The organism is Ewingella sp. C233, from assembly GCF_055407225.1.
The window spans coordinates 160914-176622 of record NZ_JBUZRI010000001.1; the positions used below are offsets into that span (position 1 = coordinate 160914).

The following is a 15709-nucleotide window of genomic DNA, read 5'->3' on the forward strand; positions in this document are numbered from 1 at the left end:
TTATTCCTCGGCTCCGGCTGCGTGAGCATGATCACCCATGTCCATGCCTTTCATGTCTGTGCCTGCTGGCATAGGCATGGTCTGGCCTTTGTGCATGTTCATATCACCCATGAATTTGCCAATGATCTCTTTGAACAAATCAGGTTTGACGCTGGCGAAGTATTCAACCGGGTTGTCGATACTATCGGCTGCCAGTTTGTTGAAGTCGCCGGTGGTTGCCAGCTGGTTAGGCGCGGTCTTCACTTTTGCTACCCAAGTGTCGAAATCGGCACGGGTTGGGGTCGCAATTGCGTTGAACTTCATGCCAGAGAAACCGCGGCCACTGAAGTTTGCCGAGATGCCTTTATAGGTACCCGCTTCATTTGCAATCAAATGCAACTGAGTCTGCATACCGGCCATCGCGTAAATCTGCCCGCCTAACTGAGGAATAAAGAACGAGTTCATCACTGAGTTAGAAGTGACTTTGAACTGAACCGGAACATCTTTAGGAATAACCAATTCGTTAACAGTCGCGATGCCTTGTTCTGGATAAATGAACAACCATTTCCAGTCCAGAGCAACGACTTCAACTGTCATTGTCTTTTGGTCAGATACGATAGGCTTGAACGGATCAAGCGCATGAGTGGTTTTCCAGGTTATCGTTGCCAGAATGGCAATAATGATAATCGGAACAGTCCAAACCACGGCTTCGATTTTGTTGGAATGGGACCAGTTCGGGCTGTACTTAGCATTTGTGTTAGAAGCACGATACTTCCAGGCAAACGCCAAGGCCATGATAATCACTGGGATAACGACGATCAGCATCAAGCCGATTGCAGTTAAAATCAGTGTTCTCTGCTCGAGTCCAATTGCTCCTTTGGGATCCATCAATGCCGTATTGCAACCGCTTAACATTAACGCAGAGGCAAATAAGGACAACATCCCAATACTTTTATTGTATTTCTTAAGTCTCATCTAACGACCTCAATAAATCAGGGCTCTATTGTCGCTCCATGTGTGCGGGCATTTTACGGGAAGGTTGCAGTACTGTAAACACGCTTAGGGAAGTGTCAGCAGGCCGCTGCCACATTATGTTAACGGGGTCACAGATGTCACGGAGAGTGACAATTTCTCAGTGTCAACAATATGTTGCGATGGGAACGGCCACTATGGTGAGCAAAAACAAGGTATAGCACTCAGGGGGAATATTTAACGCGAAGTGTAATGTTCTGGGTAAGTTTAATTAATGTTAATGCGATGTATAAATATGGTGAATTTAAAAATCAAAAGCAGGTAAAAAAAAAGTGTATTTGAAAGATGCTGTAACTTATTAAATATAAATTATTGAGGAAAACTTATCTTAGCGCAGGGAAAATCGCTTCGATTTACTCTCTCGATAACAATATTAGATTCCGTCAGTTAGGGTTGAACCAGCTCAAAATACCCTTCACAGATCAACAAAATACATCAGGCCAGACTTTGATGTTTGGTGCAAGGACACCTATTCCTAAAATACCGGCCTGCGTAAGCTAGGCTGCCTTTTGACGGCGCAACGCCAGAAAATCCAGCATGCTGCCAAGCACAATCCCAACCAGGCAAATTAGTGCACCGGCTTCAAGCAGACGATACGGCAACGTCGTCAGGTTCGTCCAGCCCAGTCCGTTACTCATAAGAGAGATGAGCCAGGCGGCCAGCAGGAGAGTCCCGGTTAACAACATACGCAGGGCCAGTTTGTAACTTCCTGAAAACTCGGTGCGTGGCAGGAACTGATCGGTCTGTTGGGTATATTCCAGCGTCTGGCGGCAGACGGCCAGTAACAGTAAGCCCGGCACGGCGGCAACGATGGAAAAGAGGTAGAACAGCGGCCAGCCGTGAGCCTCGACAAACCATCCGGCAATCGGGCCAACGTAGACGCGGCCAACGGCAGAAAGGGCAGAAAGCAGGGCAAACTGGGTGGCCGAGAATGAGCGGTTACACAGCGTCATCAGCAGGGCAACGAAGGCTGCTGTACCCATGCCGCCACACAGATTTTCGAAGAATATCGCCGTGCCCATCGAATAAAGGTGCTTATCGGTCACCGCCAGAATCCAGTATCCGGCGTTGGATACCGCCTGCAAAATTCCAAAGATCATCAGCGCACGGAATAGGCTTAGCCGCTGCATCATCATACCGCCGTAGAGCGCACCGATGATAGTCGCCAGTAATCCTAGCGTTTTGTTCACCAACCCGACTTCACCGGCATCAAACCCCACGCCGCGAATCAAAAAGGTGGTACTGAGGCTGCCGGCAAAGGCATCCCCCATTTTATACATAACGATTAACAACAGGATCAGCCAGGCGTTGTTACGTCCGAAGAAGTCTTTCAGGGGCGCGACAACTGCAATTTCTATCGTGCGTGGCGCGGGTTCGGAAACATCAGGTTCCGGCGCCATAATCGTAGCAACCACGCCAACCAGCATCAGCCCGCCCATCAGCCAGTACATGTGTTGCCAGCCGAGGTAGCGGTCGGCTATCCATAGCGCCAGCCCGCCGGAAACCAGCATAGCCAGACGATACCCGAGTACCGATACCGCCGCACCGCTGCCTCGCTCAGCCGCAGGCAGTAAGTCAGTTTTGTAGGCATCAAATACGATGTCCTGCGACGCCGAGGCAAAAGCGATCAACACGGCCAGCGCAGCCAGCCAGAACAGCTCTTTTGACGGGTCCATGTAGCCCATGGCAAAAATAGCGGCGACCAGCAGCAACTGCGTGAGGATTAACCATCCCCGGCGGCGGCCAAAAAATGAGGGTGTATAGCGGTCCATCATCGGGGACCAGAGGAATTTGAAAACGTAAGCCTGGCCGACCAGCGAGAAGATACCGATGGTTTTTAAATCGACATTTTCCACCGTCATCCAGGCCTGAAGTGTTCCGGATGTCAGCGCAAGAGGTAAGCCGGATGCAAAGCCTAACAGCAGCAGGATTAGGGTATTGCGTTGTGTGAAAATCTTGAAGTACTGACTTACCATGCAAATGTGTTCCCGCTGACCGGTGAAAGAGTGGCGCAGGGCATAATAAAGGATGCAGGGAGATAATAAAGAAGGGATTAGCAGAACGCGTGATTTCAAAGCGAAGACGGCTAAAAATAGTTCTGCCCGACGGTGCCGGGCAGAAGGAGTAGTTCGTCAGCCAATACCGGCGGAATTACCGGGCGTTAGCCTTGATAAAGTCGCTGATGCTGGTGTCTTGCGCCATATCATTGATGACATCGCCCAGCGTGCTGTTAACCGCATTGGTAATTTTATCGTTGGTGGCGGTAAGCGCCCCCTGAACGTTATAGGTTGAGCGGTAGTTTTTAACCTGCTTATTGCCATTTTTCGCGGTAGCAATAATGGAGATGTCTGCTTTGGTGGTGATGTTGTAACGCAGATTGCCTTCCTGAACGTCAGCGAAGAGGTTATTAACCACGATTTGCAGATCAACAGCGCCATTCGGACCAATCATATAACCTCGTGCAGTCATCTGTTTTTCCAGAGACTCCTGCAGCAGGTAACGCAGATCGCGTGACGGTGTCAGGGAAACCAACTGGCCATCACGGTTCACTTTTGCCAGCGCCTGATCCTGGCGTTGGTCAGCGCCGTTAACGCTGATGGTGATCCCCTGCAGGGTAGGATCCTGAGTCGGTAAGGTAATTTTTGGTGCAATATTCAGGGTGTTGGTGCTGGTGGCGCAACCGGCAAGCATCAATAATGCCAGCACGGGAAAAATTATTTTTTTCAACATGTTAAATTCTCAATAAATGCATCTGACTCAAGATGCAAAATGGGACGGGTTACGCAAAGTTCGCACATCATAACATCGCCTTTTTATGGGGGAAGTCCTGACGGTATGAAAAAACAACATTTGCCTACATTTACATCTCACGAAGTACAGCAAACTGACGTATGGATATTTAATGATTCCCGCCAATTTGCGCAATGATGGCTAAATACCATCAGGTAAGACAAACTGATCGCCTTTTTTATCAATCGCCGCAGAAATTTTGTTTCTGTAACATACTAATAAGTCGTAAACCCGCCTATCCTTACTAGGTGACAGATGTTCCAGTGAGGGCGCAGTTCTCTGCTAAAGCGGTGTGAGGAGATTGCTATGATTCGCGAGCAAATAGAAGCAAAATTAGTTGCAGCGTTTGAACCTGCGTACCTGGAAGTGACTGATGAAAGTTATCGTCACAATGTGCCAGCAGGATCAGAGAGCCATTTCAAAGTGGTGCTAGTATCCGATAAGTTTGTGGGGGAGCGTTTTCTGTCGCGTCACCGCGCCATTTACGGTGAGTTGTCCGTGGAACTTGCGGGCAGCGTACATGCGCTGGCGTTGCATACATATACGCAAAAAGAGTGGGAAGGTTTACAAGATACCGTCCCGGCTTCTCCGCCGTGTCGCGGTGCTGGAACTCTGGCCTGACGGGTCTGGATCCCGCTCTCAAAAACCACAAAGATCTTCTTCCCGATACGGTATCAGTGGAACTTTCTTCCCAAGATGCGGTATTACTAGAAGCGAATTTTGAAACGGCCTGAGGGCCGTTTCTGTTTTTAGCCGTGATGAATAAATGACGGGCAGGCGACAGGGTTGTTTAAGCCTTTGCATCGACTACGTTTTTCGAGGGATTGACCGCGATGTGATTTTTCCTCCCACGCAGTGGATTACCGTCCTCGACTCGCCGTCTATGCGCCGCTATAATGTCGCGTCTTATTTTTCCGGAATGGTTTCGGGACGCTTTCGAATACAGGGCTACGTTCTTATAGAGGACTGTCCCGGTTCTTAGAAGTCGTTTTCAAGGTAAGTTCGTTCTTTTCCACGCTTCTCATCTTGAGAACGACTTCTGGAGTTGACCGAGCACTGTAATTTTTTTGAGGTAACAAGATGCAAGTTTCTGTTGAAACCACTCAAGGCCTTGGGCGCCGTGTAACGATTACTGTTCCTGCTGACAGCATTGAAAAAGCAGTGAGCAGCGAACTGGTCAACGTATCTAAAAAAGTACGTATTGACGGCTTCCGTAAAGGCAAAGTACCAAGCCACATCATCGAGCAGCGTTACGGTGCTTCTGTTCGTCAGGACGTTCTGGGTGATCTGATGCAGCGCAACTTCGTTGATGCGATCATCAAAGAAAAAATCAATCCAGCTGGCGCGCCTAAATATGTGCCGGGTGAATACAAACTGGGCGAAGATTTCAACTACACCGTTGAATTCGAAGTGTACCCAGAAGTAGAGCTGAAAGATCTGGAAAACATCGAAGTTGAAAAACCAGTCGTTGAAGTTAACGATGCCGATGTTGACACCATGCTGGAAACTCTGCGCAAGCAACAAGCTGACTGGAAAGAAAGTGACGCTGCTGTAACAGCAGAAGATCGTGTCACTGTTGATTTCTCCGGTTCTATCGACGGCGAAGAATTCGAAGGCGGCAAAGCCTCTGATTTCGTTCTGGCAATGGGCCAGGGCCGCATGATCCCAGGTTTTGAAGAAGGTCTGGTTGGTCACAAAGCCGGTGAAGAATTCACCATCGACGTAAACTTCCCAGAAGATTACCACGCTGAAAATCTGAAAGGTAAAGCGGCTAAATTCGTCATTACCCTGAAGAAAGTTGAAGTGCGTGAGCTGCCAGAACTGACTCCAGAGTTCATCAAACGTTTCGGCGTGGCTGATGGTTCTGTTGAAGGTCTGCGTGCTGAAGTGCGTAAAAACATGGAACGCGAACTGAAAGGTGCTGTACGTAACCGCATCAAAACTCAGGCAATCGACGGTCTGGTTAACGCCAACGACATCGATGTTCCAGCTGCACTGATCGACGGTGAAGTTGACGTTCTGCGCCGTCAGGCTGCACAGCGTTTTGGCGGCAACGAAAAACAAGCGCTGGAATTACCGCGTGAGTTGTTCGAAGAGCAGGCTAAACGTCGCGTAGTGGTTGGTTTGCTGTTGGGTGAAGTGATCAGCCAGCACGAACTGAAAGCTGACGAAGATCGCGTTAAAGCGCTGATCGAAGAAATGGCTTCTGCTTACGAAGATCCATCTGAAGTTGTTGAGTTCTACAGCAAAAATAAAGAGCTGATGAACAACATGCGTAACGTCGCGCTGGAAGAACAAGCGGTCGAAACTCTGTTGTCTAAAGCGAAAGTGACTGAGAAAGCCACTACCTTTACTGAACTGATGAACCAAACTCAACCTGCATAATGTTTTATGTACGTTGTTGAGCTTACATATGCTCAAAAACAAAGCCCGCAGTTTTTACTGCGGGTTTTTTTATGCGCAGAGTGTGACATTTTTCTTTTTTGCTGTTGTTTTTGCACTATATTTACCGAAGTGAGTTGAGATAACCGGTAAGTGGTGCAGCCGCTGACAAAATTGAGGGCGAGCAGACATTTTTGCAGAGCCAGGGGATGAACAAATTGTGTCTGTCGCGAAAAGAAATCTCACTGCAGACTTGAAAAAGGGTGTTTATTCCCCCAATTGTTAACTACAAATGCAGAGTACTTTGCTGTTAAATTCTGACTGATAACAACCGTCAGCCGCGTAATCGGCGACTTGGCCGCTTGAGCATAGTCATCAATGCTTATCTCAAGTAGAATCGGTTTAACTAGCGCCAAAGAGAATTCTATTAGGAGACGGTTATGTCATACAATAGTGGACGAGATCAATTTGCACCGAACATGGCACTGGTTCCCATGGTTGTGGAGCAAACTTCACGGGGTGAGCGTTCTTACGACATCTACTCCCGCCTGCTGAAGGAACGTATTATTTTCATGACGGGTCAGGTTGAAGACCATATGGCTAACCTGATTGTGGCTCAAATGCTGTTCCTGGAAGCCGAGAGTCCGGAAAAAGACATTTTTCTGTACATTAACTCTCCGGGCGGCGTGATCACTGCCGGTATGTCTATCTATGACACCATGCAGTTTATCAAACCTGACGTCAGTACCATTTGTATGGGCCAGGCCTGTTCAATGGGCGCGTTCCTGTTAACTGCAGGGGCGAAAGGTAAGCGTTTCTGCCTGCCAAACTCACGCGTCATGATTCACCAGCCTCTGGGCGGTTTCCAGGGACAGGCGACGGATATTGAAATTCACGCCAAAGAGATCCTGAAAGTGAAATCCCGTATGAATGAGCTGATGGCGAAGCATACTGGCAAATCGCTGGAAGAGATCGAGCGCGATACCGAGCGTGACCGTTTCTTGTCAGCACAAGAATCTGTAGAGTATGGACTGGTTGACTCCGTATTTACCCATCGCGAATGACGGCTTAAATCTGCCGGGTTGATGGTCTATAGTTAAGTCATACTGAGGCAACGCGGGCTGACGCATAAGTTTTATTGTGAGTGCTGCGTTTCGCCTATCACCGACATAACAGCCATCCGCCGTCAACACGGCAGCGATTAACATGGCCGTACCGAGTATTTTTGCGGAACAGATACTAAAGAAGAGGTTTACTGATGACAGATAAGCGCAAAGACGGTTCAGGAAAGCTGCTGTACTGCTCTTTTTGCGGCAAAAGCCAGCATGAAGTGCGTAAGCTGATTGCCGGGCCGTCAGTGTATATCTGCGATGAGTGTGTCGATCTGTGTAACGACATTATTCGCGAAGAGATTAAAGAAGTCGCGCCGCACCGCGAACGCAGTGCACTGCCGACTCCCCATGAGATCCGCCAACACCTCGATGACTACGTCATCGGGCAGGAACCCGCTAAAAAGGTTCTGGCTGTGGCGGTTTATAACCACTACAAGCGCCTGCGTAATGGCGATACCACTAATGGTATCGAATTAGGCAAGAGCAACATTCTGCTGATCGGTCCTACTGGTAGCGGTAAAACGTTGCTGGCTGAAACGCTCGCACGTTTCCTGGATGTACCATTTACCATGGCTGATGCCACCACGCTGACCGAAGCCGGTTACGTCGGTGAGGATGTGGAAAACATCATCCAGAAACTGCTGCAGAAATGTGATTACGACGTACAAAAAGCGCAGCGCGGGATCGTTTATATCGATGAAATCGATAAAATTTCCCGTAAGTCTGATAACCCATCGATCACTCGTGACGTGTCCGGTGAAGGTGTTCAGCAAGCGCTGCTGAAATTGATCGAAGGTACCGTTGCTGCGGTTCCACCTCAGGGCGGACGTAAGCATCCTCAGCAGGAGTTCCTGCAAGTTGATACCTCCAAGATCCTCTTCATCTGTGGCGGCGCGTTTGCCGGTCTGGATAAGGTGATTGGACAGCGTATTAACACGGGTACTGGCATTGGTTTTGGTGCTGAAGTGAAAGGTAAGTCTGAAAAAGCCACTGAAGGTCAGTTACTGGCTCAGGCTGAACCGGAAGATTTGATCAAATTTGGTCTGATCCCGGAATTTATAGGCCGTCTGCCTGTTGTCGCTACCCTGAGCGAACTGAGCGAAGACGCGCTGATCCAGATCCTGAAAGAACCGAAAAATGCGCTGACTAAGCAGTATCAGGCATTGTTCAACCTCGAAGGTGTTGAACTGGAATTCCGTGATGAAGCGCTGGTGGCGATTGCCAAAAAAGCGATGGTACGTAAAACAGGTGCGCGTGGTCTGCGTTCAATTGTTGAAGGCGCACTGCTCGATACCATGTATGACCTGCCATCACTGGACAGCGTTGAGAAAGTGGTTATCGATGAATCCGTTATTTCGGGTCAGTCAGAACCCCTGATGATTTATGGTAAACCTGAAGCGCAACAGGCATCTGGCGAATAATTAGCCAACTGTTCCATAAGGTTAGTGAAGAAATGGGGGATTTTGTCCCCCATTTTTTTTTACTCGCATTCTTGTCGTTGAATGTCAGATATTCATCCCCATATACTCAGATAACGACTTGCTGAAACCCGTTTGACTCGTGTTTCACGAGATTTCCTTAACCTGGCGGAAGCTAAACTAAGAGAGAGCTCTATGAACCCTGAGCGTTCCGAACGCATAGAAATCCCCGTCTTGCCTTTGCGCGACGTGGTGGTTTATCCGCACATGGTGATCCCGTTGTTTGTTGGCAGGGAAAAATCGATTCGCTGCCTCGAAGCTGCGATGGATCACGACAAAAAAATCATGCTGGTTGCGCAGAAAGAAGCGTCTACCGATGAGCCGGGTGTTAACGATCTTTTCTCTGTAGGCACAGTTGCCTCCATATTGCAGATGCTGAAACTGCCTGACGGTACTGTCAAAGTCCTGGTTGAAGGTTTACAGCGCGCACGTATTACTACGCTGTCTGACAGCGGAGAGCACTTTGCTGCTCAGGCTGAATACCTTGAATCACCGGCCGTGGACGAGCGCGAACAGGAAGTTCTGGTTCGCACCGCCATTAATCAGTTTGAAGGCTATATCAAACTGAATAAAAAGATCCCACCGGAAGTGCTGACGTCACTCAATAGCATTGAAGACGCAGCCCGTCTGGCTGACACCATTGCCGCACATATGCCATTGAAACTCAGTGACAAACAATCCGTACTGGAAATGTTTGATATCACAGAGCGTCTGGAATATCTGATGGCGATGATGGAATCGGAAATCGACCTGTTACAGGTTGAAAAACGCATCCGTAACCGTGTCAAAAAACAGATGGAAAAGAGTCAGCGTGAGTACTATCTGAATGAGCAAATGAAAGCGATTCAGAAAGAACTGGGCGAAATGGACGATGCGCCTGACGAACACGAAGCGCTGAAACGCAAAATCGATGCGGCAAAAATGCCGAAAGAAGCGCGTGAAAAAACCGAAGCTGAGCTGCAAAAGCTGAAAATGATGTCGCCGATGTCCGCCGAAGCCACCGTTGTACGGGGTTATATCGACTGGATGCTTCAGGTGCCATGGAATGCCCGCAGCAAAGTGAAGAAAGATCTGCGTAAAGCGCAAGAAGTTCTCGATACCGACCACTTTGGCCTCGAACGTGTCAAAGACCGTATTCTTGAATATCTTGCTGTGCAGACGCGCGTCAGCAAAATTAAAGGGCCGATCCTCTGTCTGGTTGGGCCTCCGGGTGTGGGTAAGACCTCACTGGGACAATCCATTGCCCGTGCAACTGGCCGTGAATATGTCCGTATGGCGCTGGGTGGGGTGCGTGATGAAGCGGAAATCCGTGGGCATCGCCGCACTTACATCGGCTCCATGCCGGGTAAGATGATTCAGAAAATGGCGAAAGTGGGCGTTAAAAACCCGCTGTTCCTGTTAGATGAGATCGACAAAATGTCTTCGGACATGCGCGGTGACCCGGCTTCTGCTCTGCTGGAAGTGCTGGATCCAGAGCAAAACGTGGCGTTTAACGACCACTATCTGGAGGTCGATTACGATCTCTCAGACGTGATGTTCGTCGCGACGTCCAACTCAATGAACATTCCGGCACCGTTACTGGACCGTATGGAAGTGATTCGTCTGTCCGGCTATACCGAAGATGAAAAGCTGAACATCGCGAAACAGCATCTGTTGCCGAAACAGATTGAGCGTAATGCCCTGAAGAAGACCGAACTGACGATCGACGACAGCGCCATCATCGGCATTATTCGTTTCTACACCCGTGAAGCGGGCGTGCGTAGCCTGGAACGTGAACTTTCTAAGTTGTGCCGTAAAGCGGTCAAACAATTGCTGATGGATAAAACCCTCAAGCACATTGAGATCAACGGCGACAACCTGAAAGATTTCCTTGGCGTGCAGAAAGTGGATTACGGCCGTGCTGATACCGAAAACCGCGTCGGTCAGGTAACTGGTTTAGCCTGGACCGAAGTCGGTGGTGAACTGCTGACTATCGAAACTGCCTGCGTGCCGGGTAAAGGTAAATTGACCTACACCGGCTCTCTGGGTGAAGTCATGCAGGAATCCATCCAGGCGGCGCTGACAGTGGTACGTGCCCGTGCGGATAAACTGGGTATTAACCCTGACTTCTACGAGAAACGTGATATCCACGTTCACGTACCTGAAGGGGCTACGCCAAAAGACGGTCCAAGCGCCGGTATCGCGATGTGTACCGCCCTGGTTTCCTGTCTGACCGGTAACCCGGTTCGTGCCGACGTGGCGATGACCGGGGAAATCACCCTGCGTGGTCTGGTTCTGCCGATCGGTGGTCTGAAAGAGAAGCTGCTGGCCGCACACCGTGGGGGCATCAAAGTGGTGCTGATCCCTGATGATAATAAGCGCGACCTGGAAGAGATCCCGGCTAACGTCTTAGGCGATCTTGTGATCCATCCGGTGAAACGCATTGATGATGTGTTGAATTTTGCACTGCAAAATCCAGCCTTCGGTGCGTTGCCGGTTGCCACAAAATAGTGATCAAGACCATCACAGTAATATAAAACTCGGGCTGGCAGGTGAAATCTCACTTGCCAGCCTTTTTTTGTGCCGTTAAGTTAGACAGCTTGTCAGAGAGTTTCTGGCTGCTTTCAGCCGCTTGCATAGCCCTGACAAGCTTGATATAACAGCTGCGCTGTCATATTCGCAGGGAAAATGCGACGTGACGATAGAATTTCTAGAGGGGATGAATAGAGTGAATAAGTCACAATTGATCGACAAAATTGCCGCTGGTGCTGATATTTCTAAAGCGGCTGCTGGGCGTGTATTGGATGCAGTACTTGGATCGGTAACCGACACTCTGAAATCTGGGGAAGAAGTTGCTCTGGTTGGCTTTGGTACTTTCTCGGTCCGTGAGCGCTCTGCGCGTACAGGCCGTAACCCACAGACTGGCAAAGAAATCAGCATTGCTGCGGCAAAAGTACCTGGTTTCCGCGCTGGTAAAGCGTTGAAAGACGCAGTCAACGGTTAATTACTTGCAGGTCAGGCGTCATCCCTGTGAGACGAAAGCCATAGCGTGCTTTCATTCTCAGGTCTGGTTGTTAAACAATAACCTGACGTCACCGGGCTGGTAAGGTAAGATACAAGGCGCATCGGAATCGATGCGCTTTTTTTATTACAGCGGAGTGTTGCCTCACTATGATGGACAATTTACGCGCGGCGTCCAGTCACGTCGTGCTCAAAATCATTCTGGCCCTGATTATTCTGTCCTTTGTTTTGACAGGGATGAGTAGCTACTTGACCGGTGGTTCGGGCGACTATGCAGCGAAAGTGAATGGTCAGGAAATAGGACGTGGTCAGTTGGAAGAAGCGGTGCAAAGCCAGCGTAGCCGACTGCAACAACAGCTAGGGGATCAATTCTCTGCGCTGGCAGGCAGCGAAGGCTATATGCAGCAGCTGCGTCAGGAATCGCTGAACAACCTGATTGACGTCACGTTGCTCGATCAGTATTCCAAAAAACTGGGTATTACCGTCAGCGATCAACAGATCAAAGACGCGATTCTGGCGACCCCACAATTCCAGACTGATGGCCGTTTCGATAACGCTAAATATCTGCAAAGTATCCAGGGCATGGGCTACAGCGCAGACAATTTTGCTAAATTGATGAAACAGCAATTGGTCAGTCAACAGCTTGCTCAGGCTTTTGGCACGTCAGATTTCGTTCTGCCGGTTGAAACTAAAGCCATGTCTGAATTGCTTTTGCAAGAACGTGACGTTCGCACCGTGACTTTAGATACCACGGCGTTGGCTGCGAAACAGCAGGTCAGTGACAGCGAAGCGCAGGCGTTCTACGATCAGAACAAGAACAACTTTGTCTCTCCTGAGCAGGTAAAAGTTAGCTACATAGAAATGGATGCAGCAGCTATGCAGGGGAAATCGACTGTTACCGATGCCGACGTCACTGCTTACTATGACCAGCACCAGAGTGAGTTCGGTCAGCCTGAGCGTCGCCGATACAGCGTTATCGTACTCAAAACGCAGGCGGATGCCGATGCCGTCGCCGCTGAGCTGAAAAAAGGCGCTGATTTCGCCTCGCTGGCAAAAACTAAGTCCGTCGATACCCTGAGCGGTAAGCAGGGTGGCATGATGGATTGGGTTGAGCCTGAAACCACCTTGCCAGAATTCAAGAGCGCCAATCTGACTGAAAAAGGCCAGATCTCCGATGTGATTAAATCTGACAGTGGTTTCTTCATTCTGCGTCTCGAAGATGTAAAACCTGAGCAGATTAAACCAATGGCTCAGGTGCATGACAGCATCGTGGATAAACTCAAGCAAGAGAAAGCCGTGGATGCGTATTACGCATTGCAGCAGAAAGTCAGCGAAGCCGCGAATAACGACAACGAATCTTTGGCTTCTGCCGAAGAAGTTGCGGGCGTGAAAGCGACACACACTGACTGGTTTACTCAACAAACTATCCCGGCTGGTATCAACTTCAAACCTGTTGTTCAGGCTATTTTTGAAGGCGGGTTGATTGGGCAGGACGGTACGCCGGGCAGCAACTCAGACATCATTACCGTCGACGGTGATCGTGCCTTTGTTGTGCGCGTTGATGCGCACAAAGCTGAAGGCTTTAAGCCTTTTGCTGATGTTAAAGATCAAGTGATCGCGTTAGTGAAGCGTCAGAAAGCCGAAAACCAGGCGCGTATGGATGGTGAGAAACTGCTGACCGCCCTCAAAGCCGGTAAAGGCGATGAAGCACTGAAAGCGGCGGGTCTGAGCTTTGGTGATGTGCAGAAAGTTCAGCGTAGTCAGCAGCCTTCTGCATTTGAGCAAAATGTTTATGCTTTACCGCATCCGCAAAAAGATCAGCCGGTATACGGTTTGTCTCAGGATGAAAAAGGTAATAGCGTTCTCGTTGAGCTGACCGCGGTTAATCCGGGGACTCTGCCAGATAATGAAACGGCACGTTTTGAGCAGGAACTACAACAGTCCTCGTCCAACGTGACCTTTGATGCACTGCTGACAAACCTGCGTCAGGAAGCCAAAATTAAGTTGGGCTCTGCCGCGCAAGTCCAGTAAACGCCGCAAATATTTGCAACGCGTTGCAACAACAAAAGGCCGCTTTCGCGGCCTTTTCCACATTTTGAATCTGCCAATTGTTGCCTGATAAAACTTGCTGCACTCTGTCCGTGCTGAAAACACATGGAGGATACAGCATGAAAAAATTAGGTATTACTTCACTCTCACTGGCCCTGGCTTTGGGTCTCTCCACGCTTCCCGTTATGCTTCAGGCAGCACCTTTGGCGGTCAGTCAGGTTGCTACCACCACGCCTGCTGTGGCTCAGGCTCCCGCCAGTAAAGCGGGAACGTCCGTAGCCAAAAAGGAGCAAGCTATCACGACGGATGACGCCACAGTCAATATTAATACGGCGTCAGCGGAGGACTTCGCGCGGGTAATGAACGGTGTAGGGCTGAAGAAGGGACAGGCGATCATCAGTTATCGTGAAGAGTTGGGGCAGTTCACTGCCATTGAGCAATTACAGGAAGTGCCGGGAATTGGCACTGCATTGTTCGAACGTAACAAGGACCGTCTGAAACTGTGACGGATGTCGCGGCGATAACCTGCTAACGGTTATCGCCGTTTTCTTCTGCTAATCTTTCAAGACATCTGACCAGTTCAGATTCATCACTTGACCCCCCTATCTCAGGAGCCCGAAGAGATTATGCATACGTTTATCACGGTTCGCGGTTTTCATATCGACGTCTATCAGCACGTTAATAATGCCCGCTATCTTGAGTTTCTGGAGTCCGCCCGATGGGAGTGGCTCGATAACAAGAGCGGTTTCAAATGGATGAGCGCTAACAAAATCGCGTTCATCGTCGTCAATATCAATATTAACTACCGCAAACCAGCCACGTTGGGGGATGTATTACGCATCGACAGCAGCCTTCAACAGCTCAATGGCCGCAGTGGCGTCATAGAACAGGTGATCACGCGGGAAGGGGACATTGTCGCCGATGCTACCCTGACGTTCGTCTGCATTGATTTGCGAACGCAAAAGGCTTTGCCGCTGGAAGGTGAATTACTGGAAAGACTGCGGGAGCTGGAGCTAAAAGAGAGTTAATTGCCGTTGGAGATGAAAATCTCAGGTGTGAAAGAGTGGCTGACCGGCTATGAAGCCTCAAACCCGGTCAGCAAAAATCCGCAATTAACGCAGGCCGATTTTTTTCTTCAGGCTGGCGCTGACGGCGTCTTTGTCCTGCTGATACTGCTGCAGACCGTTGGCACGTAAATGGCAGGCTGCGCACTCGCCGCAGCCGTCACCGGCAATGCCGTTATAGCAGGTCAGAGTCTGCTGGCGCACCAGATCCAACTGCTGATAATAATCCGCCAGTGCCCATGTTTCAGCCTTGTTCAACCACATCAGGGGCGTTTCAAAGCGAATATCGCGGGCGATGCCCAGTGAAACAGCATGGTTTAGGGCTTTGACGAATTCGTCGCGGCAATCCGGATAACCGGAGAAATCAGTTTCACATACGCCGGTGATCACGGCTTCGGCCTGAATCTGATAGGCATAAATTGCCGCCAGCGTGAGGAACAAAATATTGCGCCCCGGAACAAAGGTACTTGGCAGGCCGTTATCTTCTGTTTCACCTAAAGCAGGGACTGGAATGTTGTCCCGGGTCAGGCTGCTGACTGCCAGTTCATTCAACAGGCCAACATCCAGCACCTTGTGGGCTTTCGCACCCAACTCTACCGAGAGTTTTCGGGCAATGTCGATCTCTGCACGATGTCGCTGACCATAGTCGAAGGTGATGCAATGCACTTCGCCATATTGCGTCAATGCCTGAATCAGGCAGGTTGTTGAATCCTGACCACCGCTAAAAACCACCACTGCTCTTTTCATGTGTTTTACCTGTTTTACTCAGACTTATGCCAGACGCGCTGGCACTAAAATTTTCGCCCATGGTACTGCCCTTTAG

13 protein-coding genes are annotated in these 15709 nt (G+C 49.6%); 9 read left to right on the forward strand and 4 right to left on the reverse strand.

The features are described 5' to 3' along the window. From cyoA to ACZRKO_RS00810, 3 genes are all read right to left on the reverse strand, one after another. On the reverse strand, positions 1 to 954 hold the full coding sequence (gene cyoA / locus ACZRKO_RS00800) for a cytochrome o ubiquinol oxidase subunit II (RefSeq protein WP_463735385.1): 954 nt from the start codon (positions 952 to 954) through the stop codon (positions 1 to 3). A 554-nt stretch (positions 955 to 1508) separates the two neighbouring features. Continuing rightward, on the reverse strand, positions 1509 to 2987 hold the full coding sequence (gene ampG, locus ACZRKO_RS00805) for a muropeptide MFS transporter AmpG (RefSeq protein WP_463735386.1): 1479 nt from the start codon (positions 2985 to 2987) through the stop codon (positions 1509 to 1511). A 175-nt stretch (positions 2988 to 3162) separates the two neighbouring features. Then, the gene (locus ACZRKO_RS00810) at positions 3163 to 3741 is read right to left on the reverse strand and encodes a lipoprotein (protein ID WP_463735387.1); all 579 of its coding nucleotides are present in this window, start codon (positions 3739 to 3741) and stop codon (positions 3163 to 3165) included. Between the two features lie 366 nt (positions 3742 to 4107). Here ACZRKO_RS00810 and bolA point away from each other — a divergent pair, with 366 nt between their 5' ends. The 9 genes from bolA to ACZRKO_RS00855 all read left to right on the forward strand — a co-directional run bounded on the left by bolA (position 4108) and on the right by ACZRKO_RS00855 (position 14850). Next, positions 4108 to 4422, forward strand: a complete 315-nt coding sequence (bolA, locus tag ACZRKO_RS00815) for a transcriptional regulator BolA (RefSeq protein WP_463735388.1) — start codon at positions 4108 to 4110, stop codon at positions 4420 to 4422. A gap of 459 nt (positions 4423 to 4881) precedes the next feature. After that, positions 4882 to 6186 carry a trigger factor gene (tig, locus tag ACZRKO_RS00820; protein WP_463735389.1) on the forward strand — a complete coding sequence of 435 codons (1305 nt, stop codon included), beginning with the start codon at positions 4882 to 4884 and terminating at the stop codon, positions 6184 to 6186. Between the two features lie 437 nt (positions 6187 to 6623). Further along, positions 6624 to 7247: an ATP-dependent Clp endopeptidase proteolytic subunit ClpP gene (clpP, locus tag ACZRKO_RS00825; protein ID WP_463735390.1), complete on the forward strand. Its 624-nt coding sequence runs from the start codon at positions 6624 to 6626 to the stop codon at positions 7245 to 7247. A 194-nt stretch (positions 7248 to 7441) separates the two neighbouring features. Continuing rightward, positions 7442 to 8716, forward strand: a complete 1275-nt coding sequence (clpX, locus tag ACZRKO_RS00830) for an ATP-dependent protease ATP-binding subunit ClpX (protein ID WP_463735391.1) — start codon at positions 7442 to 7444, stop codon at positions 8714 to 8716. A gap of 192 nt (positions 8717 to 8908) precedes the next feature. Beyond that, positions 8909 to 11263, forward strand: a complete 2355-nt coding sequence (gene lon / locus ACZRKO_RS00835) for an endopeptidase La (protein WP_463735392.1) — start codon at positions 8909 to 8911, stop codon at positions 11261 to 11263. A 217-nt stretch (positions 11264 to 11480) separates the two neighbouring features. Next, positions 11481 to 11756 (forward strand): nucleoid-associated protein HU-beta, encoded by a 276-nt coding sequence (gene hupB / locus ACZRKO_RS00840; RefSeq protein WP_140470871.1) that lies wholly within the window; start codon positions 11481 to 11483, stop codon positions 11754 to 11756. 167 nt (positions 11757 to 11923) lie between these two features. Next, entirely contained in the window at positions 11924 to 13804 is a 1881-nt protein-coding gene (gene ppiD, locus ACZRKO_RS00845; protein WP_463735393.1) for a peptidylprolyl isomerase, read from the forward strand. A gap of 137 nt (positions 13805 to 13941) precedes the next feature. Continuing rightward, positions 13942 to 14328, forward strand: coding sequence for a ComEA family DNA-binding protein (locus ACZRKO_RS00850; protein ID WP_463735394.1), 387 nt, complete (start codon positions 13942 to 13944; stop codon positions 14326 to 14328). A 120-nt stretch (positions 14329 to 14448) separates the two neighbouring features. Further along, on the forward strand, positions 14449 to 14850 hold the full coding sequence (locus ACZRKO_RS00855; RefSeq protein ID WP_463735395.1) for a YbgC/FadM family acyl-CoA thioesterase: 402 nt from the start codon (positions 14449 to 14451) through the stop codon (positions 14848 to 14850). A gap of 84 nt (positions 14851 to 14934) precedes the next feature. On the opposite strand, the gene queC is transcribed toward ACZRKO_RS00855, so the two are convergent. Beyond that, entirely contained in the window at positions 14935 to 15633 is a 699-nt protein-coding gene (queC, locus tag ACZRKO_RS00860; protein WP_463735396.1) for a 7-cyano-7-deazaguanine synthase QueC, read from the reverse strand. Between the last annotated feature and the right edge of the window lie 76 nt (positions 15634 to 15709).

Bases quoted from the DNA above. Each gene is read 5' to 3' on its own strand.
- cyoA (WP_463735385.1), bottom strand. From the start codon at position 954: ATGAGACTTAAGAAATACAATAAAAGTATTGGGATGTTGTCCTTATTT.
- ampG (WP_463735386.1), bottom strand. From the start codon at position 2,987: ATGGTAAGTCAGTACTTCAAGATTTTCACACAACGCAATACCCTAATC.
- ACZRKO_RS00810 (WP_463735387.1), bottom strand. From the start codon at position 3,741: ATGTTGAAAAAAATAATTTTTCCCGTGCTGGCATTATTGATGCTTGCC.
- bolA (WP_463735388.1), top strand. From the start codon at position 4,108: ATGATTCGCGAGCAAATAGAAGCAAAATTAGTTGCAGCGTTTGAACCT.
- tig (WP_463735389.1), top strand. From the start codon at position 4,882: ATGCAAGTTTCTGTTGAAACCACTCAAGGCCTTGGGCGCCGTGTAACG.
- clpP (WP_463735390.1), top strand. From the start codon at position 6,624: ATGTCATACAATAGTGGACGAGATCAATTTGCACCGAACATGGCACTG.
- clpX (WP_463735391.1), top strand. From the start codon at position 7,442: ATGACAGATAAGCGCAAAGACGGTTCAGGAAAGCTGCTGTACTGCTCT.
- lon (WP_463735392.1), top strand. From the start codon at position 8,909: ATGAACCCTGAGCGTTCCGAACGCATAGAAATCCCCGTCTTGCCTTTG.
- ppiD (WP_463735393.1), top strand. From the start codon at position 11,924: ATGATGGACAATTTACGCGCGGCGTCCAGTCACGTCGTGCTCAAAATC.
- ACZRKO_RS00850 (WP_463735394.1), top strand. From the start codon at position 13,942: ATGAAAAAATTAGGTATTACTTCACTCTCACTGGCCCTGGCTTTGGGT.
- ACZRKO_RS00855 (WP_463735395.1), top strand. From the start codon at position 14,449: ATGCATACGTTTATCACGGTTCGCGGTTTTCATATCGACGTCTATCAG.
- queC (WP_463735396.1), bottom strand. From the start codon at position 15,633: ATGAAAAGAGCAGTGGTGGTTTTTAGCGGTGGTCAGGATTCAACAACC.